At 37.2% G+C, this 21,221-nt stretch carries 19 protein-coding genes; 16 read left to right on the top strand and 3 right to left on the bottom strand.

Annotation, left to right across the window (positions count from 1 at the left end):
• The first annotated feature begins 1 nt into the window (after position 1).
• From NK356_RS01285 to NK356_RS01275, 3 genes are read left to right on the top strand one after another with little or no spacing between them, the layout of a single operon-like run.
• On the top strand, positions 2-1,390 hold the full coding sequence (locus tag NK356_RS01285; RefSeq protein WP_253316011.1) for an AMP-binding protein: 1,389 nt from the start codon (positions 2-4) through the stop codon (positions 1,388-1,390).
• Positions 1,377-3,818 carry a TonB-dependent receptor gene (locus tag NK356_RS01280; protein ID WP_081906507.1) on the top strand — a complete coding sequence of 814 codons (2,442 nt, stop codon included), beginning with the start codon at positions 1,377-1,379 and terminating at the stop codon, positions 3,816-3,818. The genes NK356_RS01285 and NK356_RS01280 overlap by 14 nt, the downstream gene beginning before the upstream one ends.
• A gap of 2 nt (positions 3,819-3,820) precedes the next feature.
• Positions 3,821-5,011 carry a PepSY domain-containing protein gene (locus NK356_RS01275; protein ID WP_253316010.1) on the top strand — a complete coding sequence of 397 codons (1,191 nt, stop codon included), beginning with the start codon at positions 3,821-3,823 and terminating at the stop codon, positions 5,009-5,011.
• Between the two features lie 396 nt (positions 5,012-5,407).
• Here the strand turns inward: NK356_RS01275 and NK356_RS01270 are convergent, their stop codons facing one another.
• Complete coding sequence (locus tag NK356_RS01270) at positions 5,408-6,898, bottom strand: PLP-dependent aminotransferase family protein (RefSeq protein WP_253316009.1); 1,491 nt, start codon at positions 6,896-6,898, stop codon at positions 5,408-5,410.
• A 66-nt stretch (positions 6,899-6,964) separates the two neighbouring features.
• Here NK356_RS01270 and NK356_RS01265 point away from each other — a divergent pair, with 66 nt between their 5' ends.
• The 5 genes from NK356_RS01265 to bioA all read left to right on the top strand — a co-directional run bounded on the left by NK356_RS01265 (position 6,965) and on the right by bioA (position 12,083).
• Positions 6,965-7,588 carry a hypothetical protein gene (locus NK356_RS01265; protein ID WP_253316008.1) on the top strand — a complete coding sequence of 208 codons (624 nt, stop codon included), beginning with the start codon at positions 6,965-6,967 and terminating at the stop codon, positions 7,586-7,588.
• Positions 7,581-8,690: a pyridoxal phosphate-dependent aminotransferase family protein gene (locus tag NK356_RS01260; RefSeq protein WP_253316007.1), complete on the top strand. Its 1,110-nt coding sequence runs from the start codon at positions 7,581-7,583 to the stop codon at positions 8,688-8,690. Before NK356_RS01265 ends, NK356_RS01260 begins: the two co-directional genes overlap by 8 nt.
• Before the next feature lie 73 nt (positions 8,691-8,763).
• Positions 8,764-9,378 carry a dethiobiotin synthase gene (bioD, locus tag NK356_RS01255; RefSeq protein WP_034698112.1) on the top strand — a complete coding sequence of 205 codons (615 nt, stop codon included), beginning with the start codon at positions 8,764-8,766 and terminating at the stop codon, positions 9,376-9,378.
• Entirely contained in the window at positions 9,378-10,361 is a 984-nt protein-coding gene (bioB, locus tag NK356_RS01250) for a biotin synthase BioB (RefSeq protein ID WP_034698110.1), read from the top strand. The genes bioD and bioB overlap by 1 nt, the downstream gene beginning before the upstream one ends.
• A gap of 429 nt (positions 10,362-10,790) precedes the next feature.
• A complete protein-coding gene (gene bioA / locus NK356_RS01245; protein WP_253316006.1) occupies positions 10,791-12,083 on the top strand; it encodes an adenosylmethionine--8-amino-7-oxononanoate transaminase in 1,293 nt (430 codons plus the stop codon).
• Positions 12,084-12,210: 127 nt separating this feature from the next.
• Here bioA and NK356_RS01240 read toward each other — a convergent pair whose 3' ends face one another.
• On the bottom strand, positions 12,211-12,525 hold the full coding sequence (locus NK356_RS01240) for a helix-turn-helix domain-containing protein (protein WP_034698105.1): 315 nt from the start codon (positions 12,523-12,525) through the stop codon (positions 12,211-12,213).
• A gap of 92 nt (positions 12,526-12,617) precedes the next feature.
• Here NK356_RS01240 and NK356_RS01235 point away from each other — a divergent pair, with 92 nt between their 5' ends.
• The gene (locus NK356_RS01235) at positions 12,618-13,385 is read left to right on the top strand and encodes an MBL fold metallo-hydrolase (RefSeq protein ID WP_253316005.1); all 768 of its coding nucleotides are present in this window, start codon (positions 12,618-12,620) and stop codon (positions 13,383-13,385) included.
• A 70-nt stretch (positions 13,386-13,455) separates the two neighbouring features.
• Positions 13,456-14,568, top strand: a complete 1,113-nt coding sequence (locus tag NK356_RS01230) for a serine hydrolase (protein ID WP_253316004.1) — start codon at positions 13,456-13,458, stop codon at positions 14,566-14,568.
• Between the two features lie 69 nt (positions 14,569-14,637).
• Here NK356_RS01230 and NK356_RS01225 read toward each other — a convergent pair whose 3' ends face one another.
• Positions 14,638-15,843, bottom strand: coding sequence for an MFS transporter (locus NK356_RS01225; protein ID WP_253316003.1), 1,206 nt, complete (start codon positions 15,841-15,843; stop codon positions 14,638-14,640).
• 71 nt (positions 15,844-15,914) lie between these two features.
• On the opposite strand from NK356_RS01225, the gene NK356_RS01220 reads away from it, so the two are divergent.
• The 6 genes from NK356_RS01220 (at position 15,915) to NK356_RS01195 (ending at position 21,014) form a co-directional block, all read left to right on the top strand.
• Positions 15,915-16,697: an AraC family transcriptional regulator gene (locus tag NK356_RS01220; RefSeq protein WP_253316002.1), complete on the top strand. Its 783-nt coding sequence runs from the start codon at positions 15,915-15,917 to the stop codon at positions 16,695-16,697.
• A 580-nt stretch (positions 16,698-17,277) separates the two neighbouring features.
• The gene (locus NK356_RS01215; RefSeq protein ID WP_253316001.1) at positions 17,278-17,886 is read left to right on the top strand and encodes a hypothetical protein; all 609 of its coding nucleotides are present in this window, start codon (positions 17,278-17,280) and stop codon (positions 17,884-17,886) included.
• An 85-nt stretch (positions 17,887-17,971) separates the two neighbouring features.
• Positions 17,972-19,147: an MFS transporter gene (locus tag NK356_RS01210; protein WP_253316000.1), complete on the top strand. Its 1,176-nt coding sequence runs from the start codon at positions 17,972-17,974 to the stop codon at positions 19,145-19,147.
• A 2-nt stretch (positions 19,148-19,149) separates the two neighbouring features.
• Positions 19,150-19,896 (top strand): siderophore-interacting protein, encoded by a 747-nt coding sequence (locus tag NK356_RS01205; protein ID WP_253315999.1) that lies wholly within the window; start codon positions 19,150-19,152, stop codon positions 19,894-19,896.
• A gap of 53 nt (positions 19,897-19,949) precedes the next feature.
• Entirely contained in the window at positions 19,950-20,519 is a 570-nt protein-coding gene (locus tag NK356_RS01200) for a Crp/Fnr family transcriptional regulator (RefSeq protein ID WP_034698089.1), read from the top strand.
• A 132-nt stretch (positions 20,520-20,651) separates the two neighbouring features.
• Positions 20,652-21,014: a hypothetical protein gene (locus NK356_RS01195; RefSeq protein WP_156106525.1), complete on the top strand. Its 363-nt coding sequence runs from the start codon at positions 20,652-20,654 to the stop codon at positions 21,012-21,014.
• Positions 21,015-21,221: the final 207 nt, after the last annotated feature.

The following is a 21,221-nucleotide window of genomic DNA, read 5'->3' as shown; positions in this document are numbered from 1 at the left end:
TATGAAAATTTTAGAAAATGTAATTGCCAATAAGAACTTGGGGGTTACAGATGCTTCCACCGGTACAACAATACCGGTAGGAACGCTGTACCGGTCTTTAGGCTTAAACCCCGTAGAAAAAGGGCTGCTCTTTTTATACAATGACAATCAGTTGTCAAGTATTGAAGTGCTGCTCAATTTTTATGGAACAGCACACACCATTGCGGTACTGGGGCAGAAACTGCATGAGGAATTCAAAGAACGTATTGAGGCGGAATACCGTCCGAAATACATCTTTGATCCCCAAAGAGAAGCCATTGAAGGATATACTCTGAAAGCATTCTCAGACAACATCAGCATCTTTGCAAAGGATGATTATAAGAGTGAAGTTACCATTCATCCTGACATCAAAATCCTTTTGAGTACTTCAGGGACAACAGGTGTTCCAAAGCTTGTTAAATTATCTGATGAAAGCCTTTATCAGAATGCATTGAGCATCCTTCAATACATGCCGGTTCAGGGAACGGATGTAGTTCCTCTAAATGTACCGATCAACTTCGTATATGGATTCTCTATTTTCACTACCAACTGTATGCGTGCCGGAAGAATTGTGTGTACAGATAAAGACATTATGCAGAAAGCATTCTGGGATGAAATGGAGGAGTATGGCTACAGTACGTTGGGTGGAGTTCCTTTTCTTTATGAAAATCTGAACAGAATAGGATTTTTCAGAAAAGATTCTCCAAGTCTGAGGTATTTTACCCATACCGGAGGAGTAATCAACGCTGAGCTGAGAAAAACTATTTTCTCTTATTGTCATGAATTTAAAAAAGATTTCTTTGCGCAATATGGTCAGACGGAAGCAGGAGGAAGAATGGCTTATCTTACCACAGAAGGATTGCTGGAAGAAGAAACATCAATCGGAAATGTGGTAGAAAGAGGAAGCTTCAAAATTGATCCTGAAACGGATGAATTGCTGTTTTCTCATGTCAGTATTTTCGGAGGCTATGCCAATAAACTGGAAGATCTTGCTACCTATGAGCAGCCTTCCGTACTGCATACCGGAGATACCGCCAGAAAAGGTGAAAACGGAATTTATTACATCACAGGTAGAATAAAGCGTATCATGAAGCTTTTCGGAATACGTCTTAATCTCGATGAGGTAGAATTCATTCTTAAAAATGAAATGCAGGGCAATACTTTCGTATGTCTGAATGCCAATGATAAAAAGATCGTGGTATTGTATGACAATCCGGAAATAGATCCTCAGATCATCACCGAAATCATTAAAAATAAACTGCGTATTAATCCCCAATATGTACGCACAGAACGTATAGAATCATTCCCATTATCACAAAACGGTAAAATAAACTATCCCCTGTTACAAAACTTACAGCATGAAAACATCTAAAACCCTTATATTACTTCTTGGTCTTGCTTTATCTTCAAACTCGCTTTCTGCACAGCAGGGCGACAGAATTCATGGCAAAATCATGCTGTCTGAAAAAGCACCAGTAAAAAACGCTATTTTAAGACTTGTCAACACGTCTTATCAGGCAAAAACCAATAATTTAGGAGAATATTACTTTGAAAATGTGCCACCTGGAGAATATACACTTCAGGTGGTTTTAAATGACATCGAGCTGATGAGGGAACCCATCCACATTCAGAAAGATGTCTACGAAATTCCTGCGATCTACGCTCCTTTACACAATAATGTGATTGAAGGAATTACTGTATATGCAGTGAGCAGAAATAAATTTTTGGATAAAGACAGTACTTCAGTGGCTAAAATGCCTTTGAAAGTTCTTGAAAATCCACAGGCTTACACAAGCATCAACCAGCAGATCATGAAAGAACAGCTTACTTACGATATTTCAGAAGTATTGAAAAACGTTCCGGGTATGGTAAAAATGCAGGGAAGTCCGGGAAGAGGTTCCGGAGACGGAAGTTTCTATTACAGCCTTAGAGGTTTTCCTACCAAAGTATCCATGGTAGACGGAGTGCCTGCAACTACCAACGGAGAAATAGATCCTGCTGATCTAGAGCGTCTTGAAGTGATCAAAGGTCCTTCAGGAACATTGTATGGAGGTGCAGTAACTTCTTTTGGAGGTTTGATTAATGCTGTAACTAAAAAACCAAAAGATTATTTTGGAGGAGAGGCTTCTTATCTGATGGGAAGCTATAATCTGAACCGTGTAACCGCTGATGTTTATGGACCGATTACAGAATCCAGAAATATGTTATTCCGTTTGAATGCTGCTTATCAGTATCAGAACGGATTCAGAGATTCTGAATTCAGGAAGTCATTCTTTGTAGCTCCTACAGTAAGTTATCAGGTTAATGAAAGATTGAAATTTAACTTAGGAGCTCAGATTTACAATTATGAAGGAACAAATACTCCGATTATTTTCCTTCCGAGAACAAGAGCCTATTTTGCTCACAATCCGGATGAACTAGGCTTCGACTGGAAAAGATCATATTCCAACAATGATATGACTTTAAAAGCGCCATCTATCAATGTGAAAGCTGAAGCAAATTACAAAATTTCAGATCAATGGACTTCACAGACATTACTTTCAAGAAACTTCAGAAAAACAGAAGGATTATATCAATATCAGTTTATCAGAGGAAATACAAGTGATGCCATGCTGGAACGTAACGTACAATGGCAGAACTCAGAAGCTTCTTCTACAAGTATTCAGCAGAACTTCAATGGACAATTTAACATCGGTAAAATTAAAAATAAAGTATTGATCGGATTGGATTATTTGAATCAGACGATCAACAATAACCATTCTCCAATTGTAGTCTTTGATAATGTTAACGGACAAAGCTTAGAAGGATATCCGAATATTTCTAAAGATCTTGCTCTTCAGAAAATCCAGGCCATTACTCAGGCTGCCATTGATCTAAAAAAGACTCCTTTAGTAAGAAATACATCTGCAGCAAATCTTTATGGGGCGTATATTTCAAACGTAACCTATATTACCGACCGTTTGATTACTTTAGTAAGTTTACGTATGGATCATTACGAAAGTAAAGGACAGCTTAATCTGAATGATAATAAACGTACCGGTGATTTTAAGCAGACTGCGTGGTCTCCAAAAGTGGGAATCGTATACCAGATCCTTAAAGATCAGTTATCTGCCTATGGTAACTATATGAACGGTTTCAGCTATACAGCACCTGTTGCGCAGCAGCTACCGGACATTAGCGGAGAAATGAAACCTCAGATGGCCAATCAGTGGGAAGTGGGAATCAAAGGAAATCTTTGGAGAAATAAAATTAATTTCACCGTAGGATACTACGATATTCTTGTGGATAATATCCAGAGAGGAAGCGGCGTAATCCGTGACGGAAAAGAATACAATATTGTTGTTCAGGATGGAACACAGAGAAGTAAAGGGATTGAAATTGAAACCATCATGAATCCGGTTCAGGGATTAAACATTATGGCCGGATATTCCTATAACCACAGCAGATTTGAAAAAGCAGATGCAGATGTAGAAGGACGTCGTCCGGAATCTGCAGGTCCTGCCAATGTATTCAATTCCTGGATCAGTTATATCCTTCCTATCAAAGGACTTCAGGGATTGGGAGTAGGTTTCGGGGTCAACCGTGTAGGAAAACAGATTACCGGAAACAAAGTGAAAACCGGACAGTTTGCATTCCCTGCTTACACCTTGATCAATGCTTCTATCTCCCTTGAAAAAGAAAGATACAGATTAGGATTTAAAATGAATAACCTGGGTAATGTACAATATTTTGCAGGACAGGGAGTGGTAGTCGCTCAGATGCCTCGTAATTTTGTTGCTGAGGTAAGCTTTAAATTTTAAGAATGAAGTTAAAGTTTAGAAAAATTGCATATCAGTTACATCTATGGCTCGGACTAACGTCCGGGCTTATAGTTGTTATCATGGCTGCTACAGGATGTATCCTGGTTTTTGAAGAAGAATTAAAACATATTGTTCACCCCAACCGATATTACGTTGAAAACATTGGAAGAAAAAAACTTTCATTGGCAGAACTTACGGAAAAAGCAGAAAAAGCACTTCCTGAAGGTTTAAAGGTCAAAAGAGTCGTTATGCCTTCTGATCCCTCACGAACGTATGTATTCCGTACCTTAAAAATGGATAACGACGCATGGACGTATTGGGGAACTTATCTTTATTATTATCGAATTTACGTAGATCCTTACACCGGAAAAGTACAGGAAGTAGAAGATGCCAAAAAAGATTTCTTCGAAATTGTACTGGATCTTCACCGAAGGCTTCTATTGGGCGAAAAAATCGGAAAAGCGATTACCGGTTATTCCACATTGATATTTGCCATCATTCTTTTATCGGGGCTTGTGATATGGTATCCCCGAAAAATGAGTAAAGCCATGCTGAAAGGAATGTTTTTCATTAAAATATCTGCCAATTGGAAAAGGATTAACTATGATGCTCATAATGTGTTGGGATTCTATGCCATCATTCCTTTACTCTTAATCTCTTATTCCGCATTGATATGGAGCTTTGAAGATGTAGATATATGGGTAAAGAACACATTGAACGGAAATATTCCCATAGAAAAGAAAACTAAAAGTACAATCCCTTCCGAAGAATTTTCAAACCGTGAAAATATTCTCAATCTCATTGGAAATACCATGGAAAAAGGATTGAAAGACAAAAAATCAGCACTTGTTAATTTTCCAAGATCGGAAGAAGGAACCTATTATGCTGAGCTGACTTATGACGGAAGGCAATACAGAAACGAACATTTTAATTTTGATCAATATTCAGGAGATATTTTAAAATCTCAATCTTATAAAAACAAAAATATCGGATATGGAACCGCATTAAGAGAAAGAAATTATGATCTTCACACCGGAAGCATCCTGGGACTGACCACCAGAATTATCTATTTTCTGGCCGCCATCATCGCACTGTCACTCCCGATTACCGGTTTTATTATCTACTTAAACAAGAAAAAGAAGAAACCAAAACATAAGAAAAACAAAGTAGTTTTTCCTACTCATCATCAGTAAAGAGAGAAGGTTATCTCAAAGGGCAATAATCCGACTTTTGTCATTCTGACGAAGGAAGAATCTCATTAATAATTTAGGTTAAGAGAGACTCTTCACGACATTGATGAACTACGTTCGCAGACTTTAGTCTGTGTTCAGAATGACCCTTCTGAATAACCTCTTTACTTATGTTATGTATCCAAGTATCAAATTTTATCAGAGATAAAATCTTCGCGCCTTAAAACAAACTATTATAATCTAACTTGCGCCTTTGCGTTCAAAAAAATAAATAATCTCTTTTTTTTGGAAAATCGCAAAGGCGCAAGATTTTTAATCTTCATGCATTTTTAAGACGCAAGAAAATCAAAGATTTTCAGCAAGAGAAACCGTAATTTATTCAATTAGTGTGATACTTCATCACCCAATCAATCCCTTCACATTTTTTGAAAACACTTCAATCCCTTTATTCATCTCATCAAAATTAAGATCTCCGAATCCTAAGCGCATCGCCGTAAGCCCTTTATTCTGATACAACAATGTTTTAGGAATAAAAAGATTTTCCTTTGCACAGTTCCTGCTCAGTTGCATCAGATTCAGTGGAATATTCCATTCCAGCCATATGGCAAGCCCTCCGGAAGGTTTCTGAAAAGTAATATAATCACCCAGATTCTCTTCCAACAACAAAGAAAAATAATCGCGCCTTTCCTGATAAACTTTTAAAGATTTCTTCAGATAACGGTTGATTTCCCCTTCTGCAATCATTTCTCCAAGCGCTCTTTCCATCAGAATATCTCCCTGACGGTCAATAATTCCCAGATATTTACGCATTTCTGTCATCAGATTCTCCGGAGCAACAATAAAACCTGTCCTGAATCCCGGAGCCAAGGATTTTCCGAAAGAACCAATGTAAATTACCATTCCGTTTGTATCAGCACTGGCCAAAGGAAGGATTGGACTTTTATCATAATGAAATTCATAATCATAATCGTCTTCCAGAATAATAAATCCATATTCATTCGCTAATTCCAATAGCTCAAATCTTCTCTGAGCACTCAATGCAACAGTAGTAGGATAGTGGTGATGAGGTGTCAGGTAAAGCATCCGTATTTTTTGCTTTTTACAGGCTTCTCGTACGCTTTCTACGATAATTCCCTCCTCATCAATGGGAATTGAAACAATGTCTACACCAGCTTTCATAAAGATCATATTGACGGAGAAGTAGCTCAATGCTCCTACCAATACAGTATCACCAGCTGAGAGAAGAATCTCGGAAACAATATAAATACTCATTTCCGTACTTCGGGTGATGAGCAGATTGTTTTTGGAAATAGGAAGTCCACGGGAAAGATTCAGGTATTGGGATAAATGTTCTTTAAAAAACTCACTTCCGTCATGGTTATAATGTCCCAAAGCTTTTTGGTTAGATTTACGCTTCAGAATAGAACTATAAAACCGCGAATGTTGTCCGATTTGGGTTAAGCGGATATCCGGTACCCCATCATTAAAGACATATTCACAATTCGAGTGCTCAAAAGGATTATCGAGAATATTGGATGTTTTGAATGAAAAACCAGTGGAAACAGGATAGTTTTGAAGGTTATTCTGCTTAAAATCGTTCAATTTAACAGGTTTTTCCTGATCCTTTCCAATCACAAAAGTTCCTTTGTTTGGAAAACTCTCTGTCCAGCCCTGGGCCGACAGTTCATCGTAAACCGCAACTGCTGTGTTTCTATGTATTTCAAGCATTTCACTGAAAGTTCTTGTACCTGGAAGCTTTGTGCCAAAGGGAAGAAACCCTCTCTGAATGGCATTGATCAGCTGATTGGCAATCTGCAGATAGATAGAAGTCTCTGATTTTCTATCTATTTTAATAAAACTTTCGTAGGGAATTCTAACCGGACTATCCATAATATCAAAACTGGCACAATGTAACCATCCGGCAATATACTACTTTTGACATCAAAATAAAAATCTATGGAATTTAATCATCTGTTAAAAAAAATTGTACAGGAAGGAAGTACCCATGCCAAATGGCTGAATACGCTTTCTTTTATGGAAAATGCCGGTGCAAGAAAAATATCAAAATGTGAACATCCAACCCTGGTTTCTCAGATCCAGCTGAAACATGCTGCTGAAGAACACCGTCACGCCTATTATTTAAAAAAACAAATTGGCAAAATAAACCCCGAACTTTGCAAAACCTATGAAAGTACAGAGCTTCTGGCGCCTATAGCCACAAGCCAATATCTTCACTCATTGGATATTAAAGCCTGTCGTTATCTACAGAAGGCTTTCAATCTTGACAAAACAGATATTAAATATGCCGCTTATCTTTTTGTAACCTATGCTATTGAAGTTCGTGCAGATGAGCTTTATCCCGTATATCAGCAGGCGCTTACTGAAGCTTCTTCTAAAATTATGGTAAAATCTATTATTCTGGAAGAAGAAGGACATTTGGAAGAAATGATTAACCAGCTTAATGAATTTTCGCCAGATTGGAAACATCACGCGGATCAAATTCTGACGATAGAAAAAGAACTGCACGAAGAGTGGATCAATGCAATTACTCAGGAAGTGGTTCAGTTAAATTATGCTTAACAATAGCTCTCGTTTTCAGGAATCTCTTGACAAAAGAAAGGAGGAAGGGACGTTAAGGCGTTTGCGAATTCAGTCTGATGGAATTGATTTTTATTCCAATGATTATTTGGGGTTGGCAAAAAGTAAAGAGCTTCAACAATTACTGCTGCAAAAGGTTACAGATAACCCTCAGCTGCTTTCCGGAAGTACAGGTTCAAGATTGATTAGCGGAAACAGTGATATGACAGTTTCTGTGGAAAAGGATATTGCTCAAAAACATCAGTTTGAGTCTGCATTGCTTTTTCCATCCGGATATAATGCGAATCTGGCTTTATTCTCTACACTTCCAAGCCGTCATGATACTGTTATTGTGGACGAACATATCCATCGGTCAGTACATGATGCTTGTAAACTTTCAAATGCTAAGAAGTTGAAATTCAAGCATAATGACCCTGAAGATCTTGAAAATATTTTAAAAAGACAGAAAGGACACTGTTATATCGCGATAGAAAGTCTTTACTCCATGGAGGGAGATTTTGCTCCTCTTCAGGAAATCGCTGCGATAGCCAGTAAATATAAGGCCTCTTTGATTGTAGATGAAGCCCATGCATTTGGCGTTTTTGGATATGGATTGATTGAAAAATTCCAATTACAGAATCAGGTTTCCGCTGTAGTGGTGACCTACGGAAAAGCTCTGGGAGCTCATGGAGCGGCCATCCTTTGCAATGAAACAGTGAAATCTTACCTGATTAATTTTGCAAGTCCGTTTATTTATACCACATCAGCACAGGATTTTCAGTGGATGAGTATCAAAACCGGATATGAATTTTTAGATCAAAATCATGACTTGGCTAAAAAACTTCAGGATAACATCAAAGTTTTCCGAAGCAGAAATTTACAGTCTCCATCAGCAGAAACCAGCCCGGTTCAGGCTATTGTGATCCCGGACAACCAAAGACTGAAAGAATTACAGGATATTTTATCTGAAGAAGGATTTTTAACCTATGCCATATACAGCCCTACAGTAAAAGAAGGAAGCGAAAGACTGAGAATCTGCCTCCACAGCTTTAATAAGGAAGAAGAAATTGTAAAACTCACCGGAATTATTAAAGAATTTATTTAAAGCGATAACACAACTAAAGAAGTAAACCTTCAAAACTCGGAACACGAATCCCGAACCCCGAATCCCAAACCACATGAAATTATTTATAACAGGAATAGGAACCGAAATAGGAAAAACAGTCTGCTCAGCCATTTTGGTTCAGCATTTTAAAACAGAATACTGGAAACCCATACAGTCTGGAGATCTTCACTATACAGACAGTCATAAAATTGAAAAATGGACCGATACTAATGTCTGCCATCCGGAAACTTACCGTTTACAGCTGGCTGCATCACCACACCAGTCCGCAAGAGAAGAAAATATCACCATACACCTGAGTGATTTTCAATTACCAGAGACAGAAAATCCTCTGATTGTAGAAGGAGCAGGAGGGCTTATGGTTCCTATATCAGACACTACTTTCATGATAGATCTTATTGAAGAATTAAACCTTCCGACAGCATTGGTGGTCAGAAATTATTTAGGCTGCATTAATCATAGCCTGCTCTCAATCCTGGCTTTACAACAGAGGGGAATTCAGCTGGAATATTTAATTCTTAACGGAGATTTTCCGGAAGATACAGAAAGAGTGATCTGCAGTTTTATCGAAAAAGAAACAAAAATTATAAAGATTCCCGAAATCAACAGTACGGATAAGGAATCTATACAACATGCTGCAAGGCAATTAACAATAACAAAAATAGGATAATGGATACAAAAACAACATTGAGAAACAACTGGACTAAAGAAGAAATCGAAGAAATTTATCATCTTCCTCTGATGGAGCTGATCTATAAAGCAGCCTCCGTACACCGCGAATGGCATGATCCTTCTGAAGTGCAGATCTCCACATTATTATCCATCAAAACAGGCGGATGTCCTGAAGACTGTTCATACTGTGGACAGGCAGCCCGTTACCACACAGATATCAAAGTACAGGCTTTATTACCTACAGAAACCGTAATTGCTCATGCTCAGAAAGCAAAAGATTCCGGATCTTCAAGGTTCTGCATGGCAGCAGCATGGCGTGAAGTTCGTAATAACCGTGATTTTGACAGGGTAATTGACATGGTAAAAGGAGTAAATGATCTTGGTCTGGAAGTTTGTTGTACGCTGGGAATGCTTACTGAAGAACAGGCGATCAGACTTCAGGAAGCCGGATTATATGCTTACAATCACAACCTTGATACTTCTGAGCAATATTATGAAGAAATCATTTCTACCAGAACTTTTGACAACAGAATCAATACGATAAATAACGTAAGAAAAGCGGGAATTACAGTGTGTTCCGGAGGAATCATCGGGCTTGGTGAAACGCACAGAGACAGAATTTCAATGCTTTTAACGTTGGCAACAATGCCAAAACATCCGGAATCCGTTCCAATTAATGCATTAGCAAGGGTAGCAGGAACTCCATTAGAAGACAATGAAAAAGTTGATACCTGGGAAATGGTAAGAATGATTGCCACCGCAAGAATCGTAATGCCTTCTTCTATGGTAAGACTAAGTGCGGGCCGTATAGAAATGTCTGAAACAGAGCAGGCATGGTGCTTTATGGCAGGAGCTAACTCCATTTTCACAGGAGAAAGAGAGACATTACTGGTAACACCAAATCCGGGAGTTTCTGAAGATATGCAGATGCTCCAGACATTAGGACTGAAACCTATGATGAAAAAAGAAACATGCTGCTAGATAATTATGAATTATGAGTGATGAGTTGGATTATTGGTATTATAGCGCTTATTATAAAATTGGTTTTTGATCTTTTATAAACTGCTCTATAAGTTGGAAAACGCGAAGGCGCAAAAGTTTTTGTAGTAAGTAATATTTTAAGGCACAAAGATTTTATCTCCGATAAAATTTAACATTGCAAATTTTCATTCTCTCGCAGATTATGCAAATTAAGCAGATGAAATTTAAAAAAAACTACAAGGAAATGAAACCTCACTTGCTGAAAATCTAATATTGAGCGAAGTCGAAATGTTCTTGCGTCCTTAAAATAATAGTAATCGAGGATAAATTTTGCGCCTTTGCGATTAATCCAACATTTACGACAACATATTCAACTAAATTATTGTTTAATCCAACTCCATCACTCATTTCTATTCTTTACATCAATATATGAATACAATAACAAAAGAAATCAGCCTGCAGGAGAGAGATAAAGCGGTAAACTGGCATCCGTACACGCAGATGAAAACAGCTGATGACGTAATTCCTATTGTTAAAGGAAAAGGAATTTATCTGTATGATAACGAAGGAAAAAAATATCTGGATGTTGTCTCGTCATGGTGGGTAACTTTGCACGGACATTCTCATCCTTATATTGCACAACGTGTTTTTGAACAGTTAAATACACTGGAACAGGTGATTTTCGCAGGATTTACCCATGAACCTGCGGTACAGCTTTCAGAAAATTTACTGAAACTTCTTCCGGCTGGCCAGGAAAAGGTCTTTTATTCGGATAATGGTTCTACCGCAGTGGAAGTGGCTTTAAAAATGTGTATTCAATATGCATACAATCAAGAGAAAAATAAGACAAAGATTTTAGCTTTTAAAAACGCCTATCACGGAGACACTTTCGGGGCCATGTCTGTAAGTGGAAAAAGCTTCTGGACAAGACCTTTTGAAAGCATGCTGTTTGAAGTTGTTTTCATAGATACACCCAATGCAGAAAATCTGGAAAGCCTGCAGAAACAGATTAAAGAATTAGCTGATGAAGTGGCTTGTTTTATCTATGAGCCATTAGTTCAGGGAGCTGCCGGAATGTTGATGTATAAAGCAGAAGACCTTAGCCAGCTGATGAAATTCTGTAGGGAAGAAGGTGTTCTTATGATCCAGGATGAAGTTTTTACAGGATTTGGAAGAACGGGTAAGCTTTTCGCAGCAGATTATCTTACGGAAAAGCCGGATATTATGTGTTTTTCAAAAGGATTGACAGGAGGAACTATGCCAATGGGAATCACTACCTGCTCCAATGAAATCTATGAGGCTTTCCTTTCTGAAGACCGTTATAAAACATTATTTCACGGGCATTCGTTTACAGCTAATCCTTTAGCCTGTACAGCGGCTCTTGCCAGTATGGAATTGCTACTTACAAACGAAACTCAAATGAATATCAAGCGCATCACCCATCAACATTCAGAGTTTGTGAAAGTACTTGCTTTGCATCCTCATGTAGAAAAGGTTCGTCAGATCGGAACTATTTTAGCGTTCGATTTTAAAACCGGGAATGACACTTCTTATTTCAATGAAATAGGGAAGAAGCTTTACAATGAATTCTTACAGAGAGGGATTATCATGAGGCCGTTGGGAAACGTAATCTATCTCGTTCCTCCTTATTGTATTACATCAGAAGAATTGAATTTTGTCTATCAGAATATTACAGAGGTGCTGAATCAGTTTAGAGAATAAACGATCTGTTCCGGTAATAATTTTTTTTAATTTTTTTAATATACCTTATAGGTTTCCAGAACCTGTAAGGTTTTTATCTTATCACCCTGTAGTTTTCAACAATATATAAAATATCAGTGAAATGATTTCACCTCATTTCATTTCCCCATGAATGAAGTTCGGAAAGAATAGGCCCAAGCTTTTGTCCTTTATCTGTTAATTTATAGTGTACTTCAGGGGGAAAATTATAAACTTCAATCCGTTCAATAATAAGATCATCTTCCAGCTGTTTCAACTGTTCTGCAAGTACTTTTTTGGAAACCCGTGGCATATTTCGCCAAAGTTCCACAAAACGCACCTGATCTTCTTCAAAAAGATTGTGTAAAATCAAAGGTTTCCATTTCCCTGAAAGAATATCCAGACTTCGTCTTAATCCACAGTTTTTAAATTCTTCAAAATTCATAAGTCAATTGAATATATATGGTTAACCTTTTGGTAACCTTCGATTGTTTTACCCTCTTCGGGCAATAGCTTTGTTCTGCAAACATACTCAAAATGAAATTACAATTATGGCGCAATGCTACATTGCTATTGAATATTGATGGAATTTCCATCCTCGTAGACCCTATGCTGGGTGAAAAAGGCTCTATGGGAAAAATGCCGATGACAGAAAGCGAATTACTGAACCCTCTCACAGATCTGCCTTTTAATAAAGAAGAATTAAGTAACAGATTAAAAGAAATTGATGCAGTTGCTGTCACTCATCTTCACCCTGATCATTGGGATTCTGAGGCTGTCAGACTTCTTGGTAAAAATATTCCGATCATCTGTCCGGATGTTATTTCAGATCATATTGCAGCACAGGGTTTTACCAATATTATGACCGTAAAAGATCAGCTTCAATGGAAAAACATTACAATATCAACCACCAAAGGCCAGCACGGAACGGGAGAAATAGGAGAGAAGATGGGAATTGTGAATGGTTTTGTTTTTAAAAAAGAAAATCAATCAGTTTATATTGCAGGAGACACGATTTGGTATGATGATATTGCAGAAGAAATTGACAGACATCAGCCACAAAACATCATTGTAGCAGGAGGTGCTGCCACTTTCTCTGTGGGAGATCCTATTATTATGACCAGTGAAGATATTGTAAAAGTCTGTGAATATGCACCGGAATCTACGGTTTGGGTGACTCATCTGGAAGCGGTAAGCCATTGCAGAGAAGACATAAAATTTATTCAGGGAAAAATAACGGAAAATGGATTAAGTGAGAGATGCTTTGTCCTTGACGACGGAGAAGAAGTTGAACTTCCTTTTTAAATTCAATACAATAGAAATAATAAATCTCTTCGTGATCTTTAATTACAAGGAGATTTAATACTTTTGCGTTATGCGTTTACTACTCTCTATCACAGCTTCTTTAGCAATAAGTACCTCTGTTTTTGCTCAAAATACTGAAGCTTTGTTAAAAAAAATAGTTGACTCTACGTACAATGCTCATCCTGAAATGATCGGATTGATTGTAGATGTAGAGTCTCCGGATCAGCATATTTCCTGGAGCTATGCAGCAGGATACAATGGAAACAAAAGCAATACACCCATTAATCCTTCACAACCGCTTCTGATCGCCAGCACTACAAAGACTTTTATGGCAGCCGCTATTCTAAGATTGGTAGAAAATGGTAAAATAAGCATTGATGATCCTTTGAGAAATCTTTTAACTCCCAAAACAGCAAAAGTCCTTTCCAGTGCCGGATATGATCTGAATAAAGTCAATGTTCGTCATTTGTTATCCCACACATCCGGAATTCATGATTATGTGACGGAAAATTACTTCAGTTTTATCAACAGTAATAAAACCCATCAGTGGACAAGGGATGAGCAGATTGCATTGGCAGGAAAAGAACATAAAATAGGAGAGCCGGGTACAGTTTTCAAATATGCTGATATCAATTATGTATTAATTTCTGAAATCATAGAACAGAAAACAGGAAAGCCTTTTTATCAGGCTTTGCGCAGTCTTTTAGATTATAAAAAGCTGGGACTTGATCATACATGGTTTATTCAGCTTGAAAAACAGCCAAAAAAATCGCTTCCATTGGTGAATCAATATTGGAAAGAGTTTAATTGGGAAATAAAAGAACTTAATCCTTCATGGGATCTCTATGGTGGTGGTGGAATTGCTTCCAATGTGAAAGATATGGCCTTGTTTTTCCAGTTATTATTTAATGGAAAAGTAATTGAAGATCCAAAAATTTTACAGCTCATGTATACAGATGTTCCGCCAAATCTGGAAATCAATTACTGCCTTGGAATCAGGAAAATTAAAAGTGGAGGAATGACAGCCTATAATCACGGAGGCGGATTGGGTACGGATGCTATTTATATCCCCGAGCTTAATGCAAGTATTTCTTCAGCTTCTGTAGAAGCAGGCAAAAGAAGTGTAGCTGTAGAACTAAGCAGTCTGCTGGCCTCGAAATTAAAGGCATTAAAAAAGAATTAACATAGAAACAAAATAAAAAAAGGATAGAACTTATTTCTATCCTTTTTTAGTTATGCTGAAGGTTAAGCTTTAATCTTCCACATACTTATTTCTTGCCGCTTTCAATCCAAAATACAGCATCAGCAATACAGCACAGCTTAATAAATAGAATGAACTGTTCCAGGAAATATCCCAATCATGCAGTTTTCCAAACAACGGAGGCCCAAATGCAGCGATCAGATATCCCACAGACTGTGCCATTCCTGATATTTTAACAGCATTGATACTGCTTTTTGTTCTCGTAGAAAAGAACAGAATTGACAAACTGAAAGACAATCCATTAGAAATACCAATAATCACGGCATTTACATAAATCCACTGAGATTTCAGGAATACAAACATCATGGTACTTCCGAACATTAGGGTACATATGAAAAGGATCATCAGTCTTTGGTCTTTCATTTTACTGGCAATAATAGGGCAGCAAAACGTCACAGGAATCATCGTGATCTGAATCACAAAAAATACCCATCCCGAGCTTTCTCCCTGCATATGAAAATCAGCAAGAAATGATGGAAGCCAGGCTACCAGACAGTAATAAAATAAAGACTGCAGTCCCATAAAAATACTGATATTCCATGCCTGGGCAGATTTGAACATATTAAAGTCTGAAGTACTGAGCGCTGTTTTAGGTGGAGCCGGATTTCTTTTGTTAAATATAAATTCCAATGATAGAACAAGGAAACCTAATGCAGCAATTACCAACCAGATTCCCAGAGATCCTTTCCATCCAAAACCTGTCAGTTCTCCTATTTTCACACTGAATCCGGAAGCTAAAGCTGCAGTGAGATTCATAGATACAGCAAAAATTCCCGTCATAAGACCTATCTGCTTCGGAAAATTATTCTTAACATATCCCGGAGTGACCACATTTCCGATGCATATTCCTAAACCAATGAATAGAGAACCTAAAAACAAAAGCCATAGAGATCCACTGATTCGTAAAAATAACCCGAAGCTTAAAATAATCAGAGAGTACATCAGAAGTTTACTGATCCCGAACTTATTGGAAAATCTACTCACCAGAACAGAACAGGCAGCAAACATAAACAGTGGAATAGACGTAAGCAGACTCACCTGAAAATTATCCAGTTTCAATGCATCTCTTACTTCTCCCAGTACAGGGGCAACCGCTACAATAGGTGAACGGAGGTTACTGGAAATTAATATAACAACCAGAACATTAATGATTAATAAAACATACGAAGCATTCTTTTTTACTTCATTCTTCATCATAATAAAAACTTTTGTACAAAATTAGCACAGTAATTTTGTTTAATTTTGCCAAAGTTTTAACCTGAAACGACATGAACGCTAACGACAGTATAAAAATAGATGAACTGAAAAAACCTTATTTTATATGGTTTGAAGAAAACTGGGTGCATGATAATGTTCTGCATCACCATCAGAAAGGGCAGCTCGTGTATGTGGAAAGTGGTTTTCAGTATATTACTATCGAAGAAAAAATCTATCTCCTTCCTCAAAATCATGCGGTATGGATTCCTCCAAATGCTGTCCATAAAACCAATTCCCATTCTGAAAAGATCAAGCTGATGATCATGTTTGCGGAGATCAGCACCCAAGAACCTTTTTATCATGAAGTGAACGTATTTTCTGTTCCTCCTGTTTTGAAGGAAATGATAAAATATGCAGAGAAATGGTCTAAGCTGATGACCCTAGATCATCATGAGAGTCTATTTCTGAAAGCATTGTTCAACGAACTTCCACAGTTTGTAGAACATTCTCTTACTCTTCATATCAGTCTTCCTAAAGATAAACGCCTTGCAAAAGTTATAGAACATCTCCACAATCATTACCGGGATGAGATCAAAATGGAAGACCTCAGTGATACAGCACTTTTATCTTTCCGTACCCTGGAACGTATTTTCAAAAAAGAAACCGGTCTTACCTTAAGCAAATATCAGCAAATGCTCCGTATCATCAAGAGTCTGGAATATTTGAGCTCGGGAAATCTTACTATTTCAGAAACAGCTTATGAAGTAGGGTACAAGAGTGTTCAGGCCTATACCAGAAGTTTTCAGTCTGTGATGCAGTTCAGGCCAACTGATTTTATTAAAACCATTCAATAGGCTTTAAAATACATACAAAGCGGGTCGGGATTTATTGAAAAGAAGAGTTATTAACATCTCAAAACTTTATACATTCCTTTGTGTAAAAGCGATTGGGGAGATTGAAAAAGATAATATTTCACATTTCGTTCATTTTTTCACTTCAATAGCCAATATTCAATTATGAGATTATTGAAAATAAAAAGGTCTCCACGAGTGAAGACCTTAAAAAAACACAAATGATGAAAAAAAATTATTTCGATTCACAAATATAAACAAAAATCATGGTATGCAAAACATCATAAGCTTATTTTTTTTAAAAAATATTTATTTTAAGTGAAAATAATTATTCCTTAAATGTTGTTGGTTTTCTTTGGGATTCCGAAATTACTAGCGTAAAAATATATCTATTTAAATATAATTCGCCACCTGAAGAATTGTATGCCTGTTTTTTATCCAAAATAAGAAAGTCGTAAAAAGTGAATTATTATCAAAATAAGACCTTGATGAGTCTGTATTCAAACAATTGTTTAACTCTTTTGTGACCCTGCTCATAAAATTTTATAGGTTTTTTATTCTATTTTGCTTAAAAACCTGTCATATGAGTCCAAAGATATTTAAGGGAGTTCCTGCACAAAAATTCGGAGGTTTCCATGATACAGAAAGCAGAAAAGTATTTGAACAGGATTTGATTCCGGAAAAGTTTACCATATTAAAAGAAAGATTTTTTTCAGTTAATAATTGGGGAAGTTATAGTGGAAAAGCATTTGCTACATTTAAATTGTATGATTTTGATGGGAATCCTGCAAACCGAGAACCTCAAAAAGGAGATTTTATCCGGATTGATATTCCGGGTCCGGGAGAACCTGAGGCTAAAGGATACGATTGGGTAGAAATAACAGATATCTGTTTCTATCAGGACAGTTTTTCCGAAAGTATATCAATCACATGCAAACCTTCGATAAATCCACAAAATAAAAAAAGTCGTCATATTGCCCATTTTTACAGTTCTGCAGCAAGCTCAACCTTTATGATATCCAGAAATATAGCTTATTTAAAAGCAGCTGTATACGGACGAAATGAAAGCCCCAACTTGAATGCTCAGTTCCTGGATGTTTTTAGAAATCTTGCTACTGCTATAGGTGGAATGATGGGGATTGCTAAAATACAATGGAAAGGTCTTACAGACGGTTTTTTGAATCTTGATTAAGGCTGTTCTTCCTTTTTTGATCTAAGTCAAAGTTTTTTATCTGTTGTACCGGGACCTTTGCACCCGAATATTTTAAACAAAATTTATGAGTACAACATTAGAAAAAGGACAGACTATTAATTTCTATCAGGCAACTGCTCCTATTATCATTTCGGTATTTGCGGTCTACCTTACCATAGGAATTGCTTTGGGAGTACTTCCCAGGTTTGTTCAGAACACATTAGGCTTTGACAGCATTATTGTAGGGCTTGTGATTGGGCTGCAATCATTGTCAACACTTTTAACCCGTGCCTATTCCGGAAAAATTACAGATACCAAAGGGGCAAAGAAAAGTAAAATGTCGGGTGTAATACTGGCTGTTATTGCTGGGATTATTTATGTACTGGCAGTAGTATTCCAAGCTAATCCTATCCTTGCACTTGCTTTTCTCTTATTGGCAAGAATTATTCACGGGGTTGGTGAAAGTTTTCTGGTTACCGGAGCATTAACGTGGGGAATAGGTCTTGTAGGACATTCCAGCTCAGGAAAAGTAATGACCTGGAATGGTATTGCCATGTATGCAGGAATTGCAATCGGAGCTCCCATCAGTATCTGGTTAAGTAAAGAATACAATATTCTGCCTGCTTTTCTTCTTATTGCCTTACTTCCGCTGGTGAGCTGGCTTTCCACAGCAAAACTTCCTTCTGTTCCCGTGGATAAAGATCATGTGCGAACGCCTTTCTATAAGGTAATTGGTGCCATATCAGGTCAGGGTTTAAGTCTTGCTTTTTCATCAATGGCTTTTGGATGTATTGCTTCTTTTATTGCATTATTTTTCTCACAAAAAAATTGGGGTGATGCTTCACTTGCCTTTATGATCTTCGGAGCATGCTATGTACTGACCAGAATTTTCTTTGCTTCTTTTCCAGATAAATACGGAGGTTTTACAATAGCCTTGATCTCTCTGATTATCGAAGTGGCGGGACAAATGCTGATCTGGACTTCTGCTTCCAAAACATTGGCTATTATCGGATGTGGATTAACAGGGGTTGGATTTTCATTGGTATTTCCGGCTTTGGGAGTTCTTGCCATTCAAAAAGTAAAACCGCAGATGAGAGGAACAGCGCTAGGAGCCTATGTCGCATTTGTTGATCTTTCATTAGGATTGGCAGGTCCCATTGCAGGATTAATTGCCGGTTGGTTTGATTATCAGACTGTATACCTGTTTGGAGGCATCAGCTGTATCATTGCAATGATTATTTTACTATTTAACAAAAAATAAAAATGGAACATTCACTAACATCTCAAGTAAAAGAAACGAAAAAAATACGTTCTGTATTTACCGTTAAAAAGAAACTCTTTATTACACCACATTTAATCCGTGTTATATTTGATATTGATGAAAAACAGGCTGAACTATTGGCGAATGTTAAGCCCGGATCTAATAATAAAATCTTTATCCCCACTGAGGAAAACATCACTCTGATCAGAACCTATACCAATAGAAAAATTGACCTGGAAGAAAAAGAACTGAGTGTTGATTTTGTAGCTCATGGTGACAATGGACCAGCTTCTGCATGGGCATTAAAGGCCAAACCAGGAGATCTATTGGAAATAGGTATGAAAGAAAGTTCAAAACCATTAGTTCCGAATGCTGATTTTTACCTGCTTGCAGGAGACGCAACGGCACTGCCTGTGATTTGTGCTATCGCAGAACAGTTTCCTTCCTATGTAAGAGCAAAAATAATATTGGAGGTGGCAGATAAAGAGGACGAACTGATCTTGTGTTCTGCAGCAGATTTATCTGTAGAATGGCTGCATAATCCTCATCCTGAGCAGGGAAGCAAGCTTGCAGAAGCTGTAAAATCTGTTCATTTTCCACCTGGGATTTTAAAAGAATATGTTTATATCGCTGCAGAATATTCCACTGTACATGAGCTTCGTACTTACTTCAAAACAACACTGGAATGGGATCCGCATGGCATGTACATTTGTTCATACTGGAAAGCCGGACAGGCAGAAAACCTCTAAACAGTAAAGAATAAAAGGTGTAAGCAAAGCCATTTATCACTATTTTTGCTTACATGCAGGAACTTTTAACGTCATATATCAAAAATAGAATATCAATAACAGATCATGAATTGGAAACTATACTTTCTTATTTTAAAGTTATTTCCCTGAAAAAAAATGAGTTATTACTTTCCAACGGGCAAAACAGCCAGAGAACATTTTTTGTTGTAAATGGCTGTCTCCGTATATTTTTTATTAATGAAGAAGGGCAGGATTCTACCCGGTATTTTGCTTTTGAAAATCAGTTTGCAACCGCACTCACCAGTTTTATTACTTCTGAACCCTCTGAGGAATTCATAGAAGCCGTAGAGGATTCAGAAGTATATTATATTACTCATAAAGATTTTTATCATCTTCTGGAGATTATTCCTCAATGGGAAAAGTTTTACAGAATATATCTTGAAACTGCTTATGTAAATAATACCAAAAGGCTGATGTCTTTCCTTGTTCAGGATGCACTTGAAAAATACCGTCAGCTTCTGGATGAAAACCCTGTGGTGGTAAGAAGGCTTTCCAATAAAATGGTGGCTTCTTATCTTAATATCTCACAGGAGACATTGAGCAGACTGAAGTCAAGGCTTTAATTTTTGTTTGACAAACCTAACATTTTTACGAAGAGTTATTATTTATTTAAACTGCTTTTAAACTGGCTAAAATTCTCAAAAAATTAATATTAAAGCCTATTCAGGAAAAATTTAAGCCCTATATTTGCACCCATGTTAAAATGGTTCTCCATATTATGTTCAATGATGTATGTGCTGGCTACCACCAATGCGGGGGAAGTACTGAAAGTGCCTATGTTTGTGGAACATTTCATGGAATACCACGGAAGCCTTTCAGAGTTTGTCATGGAGCATTATGATAATCACAAGCAGGATTCAGACTGGGATACTGATCAGAAACTGCCGTTTATCAATCCACCGATTGTATTGACAGTGCATGCCCAGCTTCCGGAACTTTCATTTGAAATAAAAAAACCTAAAGAGATTACTGTTTCAAAAAAAACCAGTATCTACAAGGAAAAAGATTTCTTCCAACAGTATCTTTCTCAGATTTTCCAGCCTCCACGGCTTTCTTAATTGACTTTATATTGAAAATTAATGCTTTATGTTTTTTACTTAAAGCAGTCAATTCTTGTTATATATCAATTAATCCGCAATGCATTATCATGATGCTTCACCATTCATTACAGGAGTTACAAAAGCTTTATTTTGAATCTTTCTGCTGTAGGAAATCCCCGCTCAGATCCAAAAGACTTATTCTTTTGAATGAAGATCCGTGGTTTT

This window comes from Chryseobacterium sp. S0630, from assembly GCF_024158915.1.
Taxonomy (GTDB): domain Bacteria; phylum Bacteroidota; class Bacteroidia; order Flavobacteriales; family Weeksellaceae; genus Chryseobacterium.
Note: the sequence above shows the minus strand (reverse complement) of the source record. Positions and strands in the feature narration are given on the sequence as shown.

Excerpts from the sequence above, each read along its gene's own strand:
- NK356_RS01200 (WP_034698089.1), top strand. The coding sequence starts at position 19,950 with ATGCAGGAACTTTTAACGTCATATATCAAAAATAGAATATCAATAACA.
- NK356_RS01285 (WP_253316011.1), top strand. The coding sequence starts at position 2 with ATGAAAATTTTAGAAAATGTAATTGCCAATAAGAACTTGGGGGTTACA.
- NK356_RS01260 (WP_253316007.1), top strand. The coding sequence starts at position 7,581 with ATGCTTAACAATAGCTCTCGTTTTCAGGAATCTCTTGACAAAAGAAAG.
- NK356_RS01205 (WP_253315999.1), top strand. The coding sequence starts at position 19,150 with ATGGAACATTCACTAACATCTCAAGTAAAAGAAACGAAAAAAATACGT.
- bioD (WP_034698112.1), top strand. The coding sequence starts at position 8,764 with ATGAAATTATTTATAACAGGAATAGGAACCGAAATAGGAAAAACAGTC.
- NK356_RS01270 (WP_253316009.1), bottom strand. The coding sequence starts at position 6,898 with ATGGATAGTCCGGTTAGAATTCCCTACGAAAGTTTTATTAAAATAGAT.
- NK356_RS01240 (WP_034698105.1), bottom strand. The coding sequence starts at position 12,525 with ATGAATTTTGAAGAATTTAAAAACTGTGGATTAAGACGAAGTCTGGAT.
- bioB (WP_034698110.1), top strand. The coding sequence starts at position 9,378 with ATGGATACAAAAACAACATTGAGAAACAACTGGACTAAAGAAGAAATC.
- NK356_RS01265 (WP_253316008.1), top strand. The coding sequence starts at position 6,965 with ATGGAATTTAATCATCTGTTAAAAAAAATTGTACAGGAAGGAAGTACC.
- bioA (WP_253316006.1), top strand. The coding sequence starts at position 10,791 with ATGAATACAATAACAAAAGAAATCAGCCTGCAGGAGAGAGATAAAGCG.
- NK356_RS01215 (WP_253316001.1), top strand. The coding sequence starts at position 17,278 with ATGAGTCCAAAGATATTTAAGGGAGTTCCTGCACAAAAATTCGGAGGT.
- NK356_RS01220 (WP_253316002.1), top strand. The coding sequence starts at position 15,915 with ATGAACGCTAACGACAGTATAAAAATAGATGAACTGAAAAAACCTTAT.
- NK356_RS01235 (WP_253316005.1), top strand. The coding sequence starts at position 12,618 with ATGAAATTACAATTATGGCGCAATGCTACATTGCTATTGAATATTGAT.
- NK356_RS01210 (WP_253316000.1), top strand. The coding sequence starts at position 17,972 with ATGAGTACAACATTAGAAAAAGGACAGACTATTAATTTCTATCAGGCA.
- NK356_RS01280 (WP_081906507.1), top strand. The coding sequence starts at position 1,377 with ATGAAAACATCTAAAACCCTTATATTACTTCTTGGTCTTGCTTTATCT.
- NK356_RS01230 (WP_253316004.1), top strand. The coding sequence starts at position 13,456 with ATGCGTTTACTACTCTCTATCACAGCTTCTTTAGCAATAAGTACCTCT.
- NK356_RS01275 (WP_253316010.1), top strand. The coding sequence starts at position 3,821 with ATGAAGTTAAAGTTTAGAAAAATTGCATATCAGTTACATCTATGGCTC.
- NK356_RS01195 (WP_156106525.1), top strand. The coding sequence starts at position 20,652 with ATGTTAAAATGGTTCTCCATATTATGTTCAATGATGTATGTGCTGGCT.
- NK356_RS01225 (WP_253316003.1), bottom strand. The coding sequence starts at position 15,843 with ATGATGAAGAATGAAGTAAAAAAGAATGCTTCGTATGTTTTATTAATC.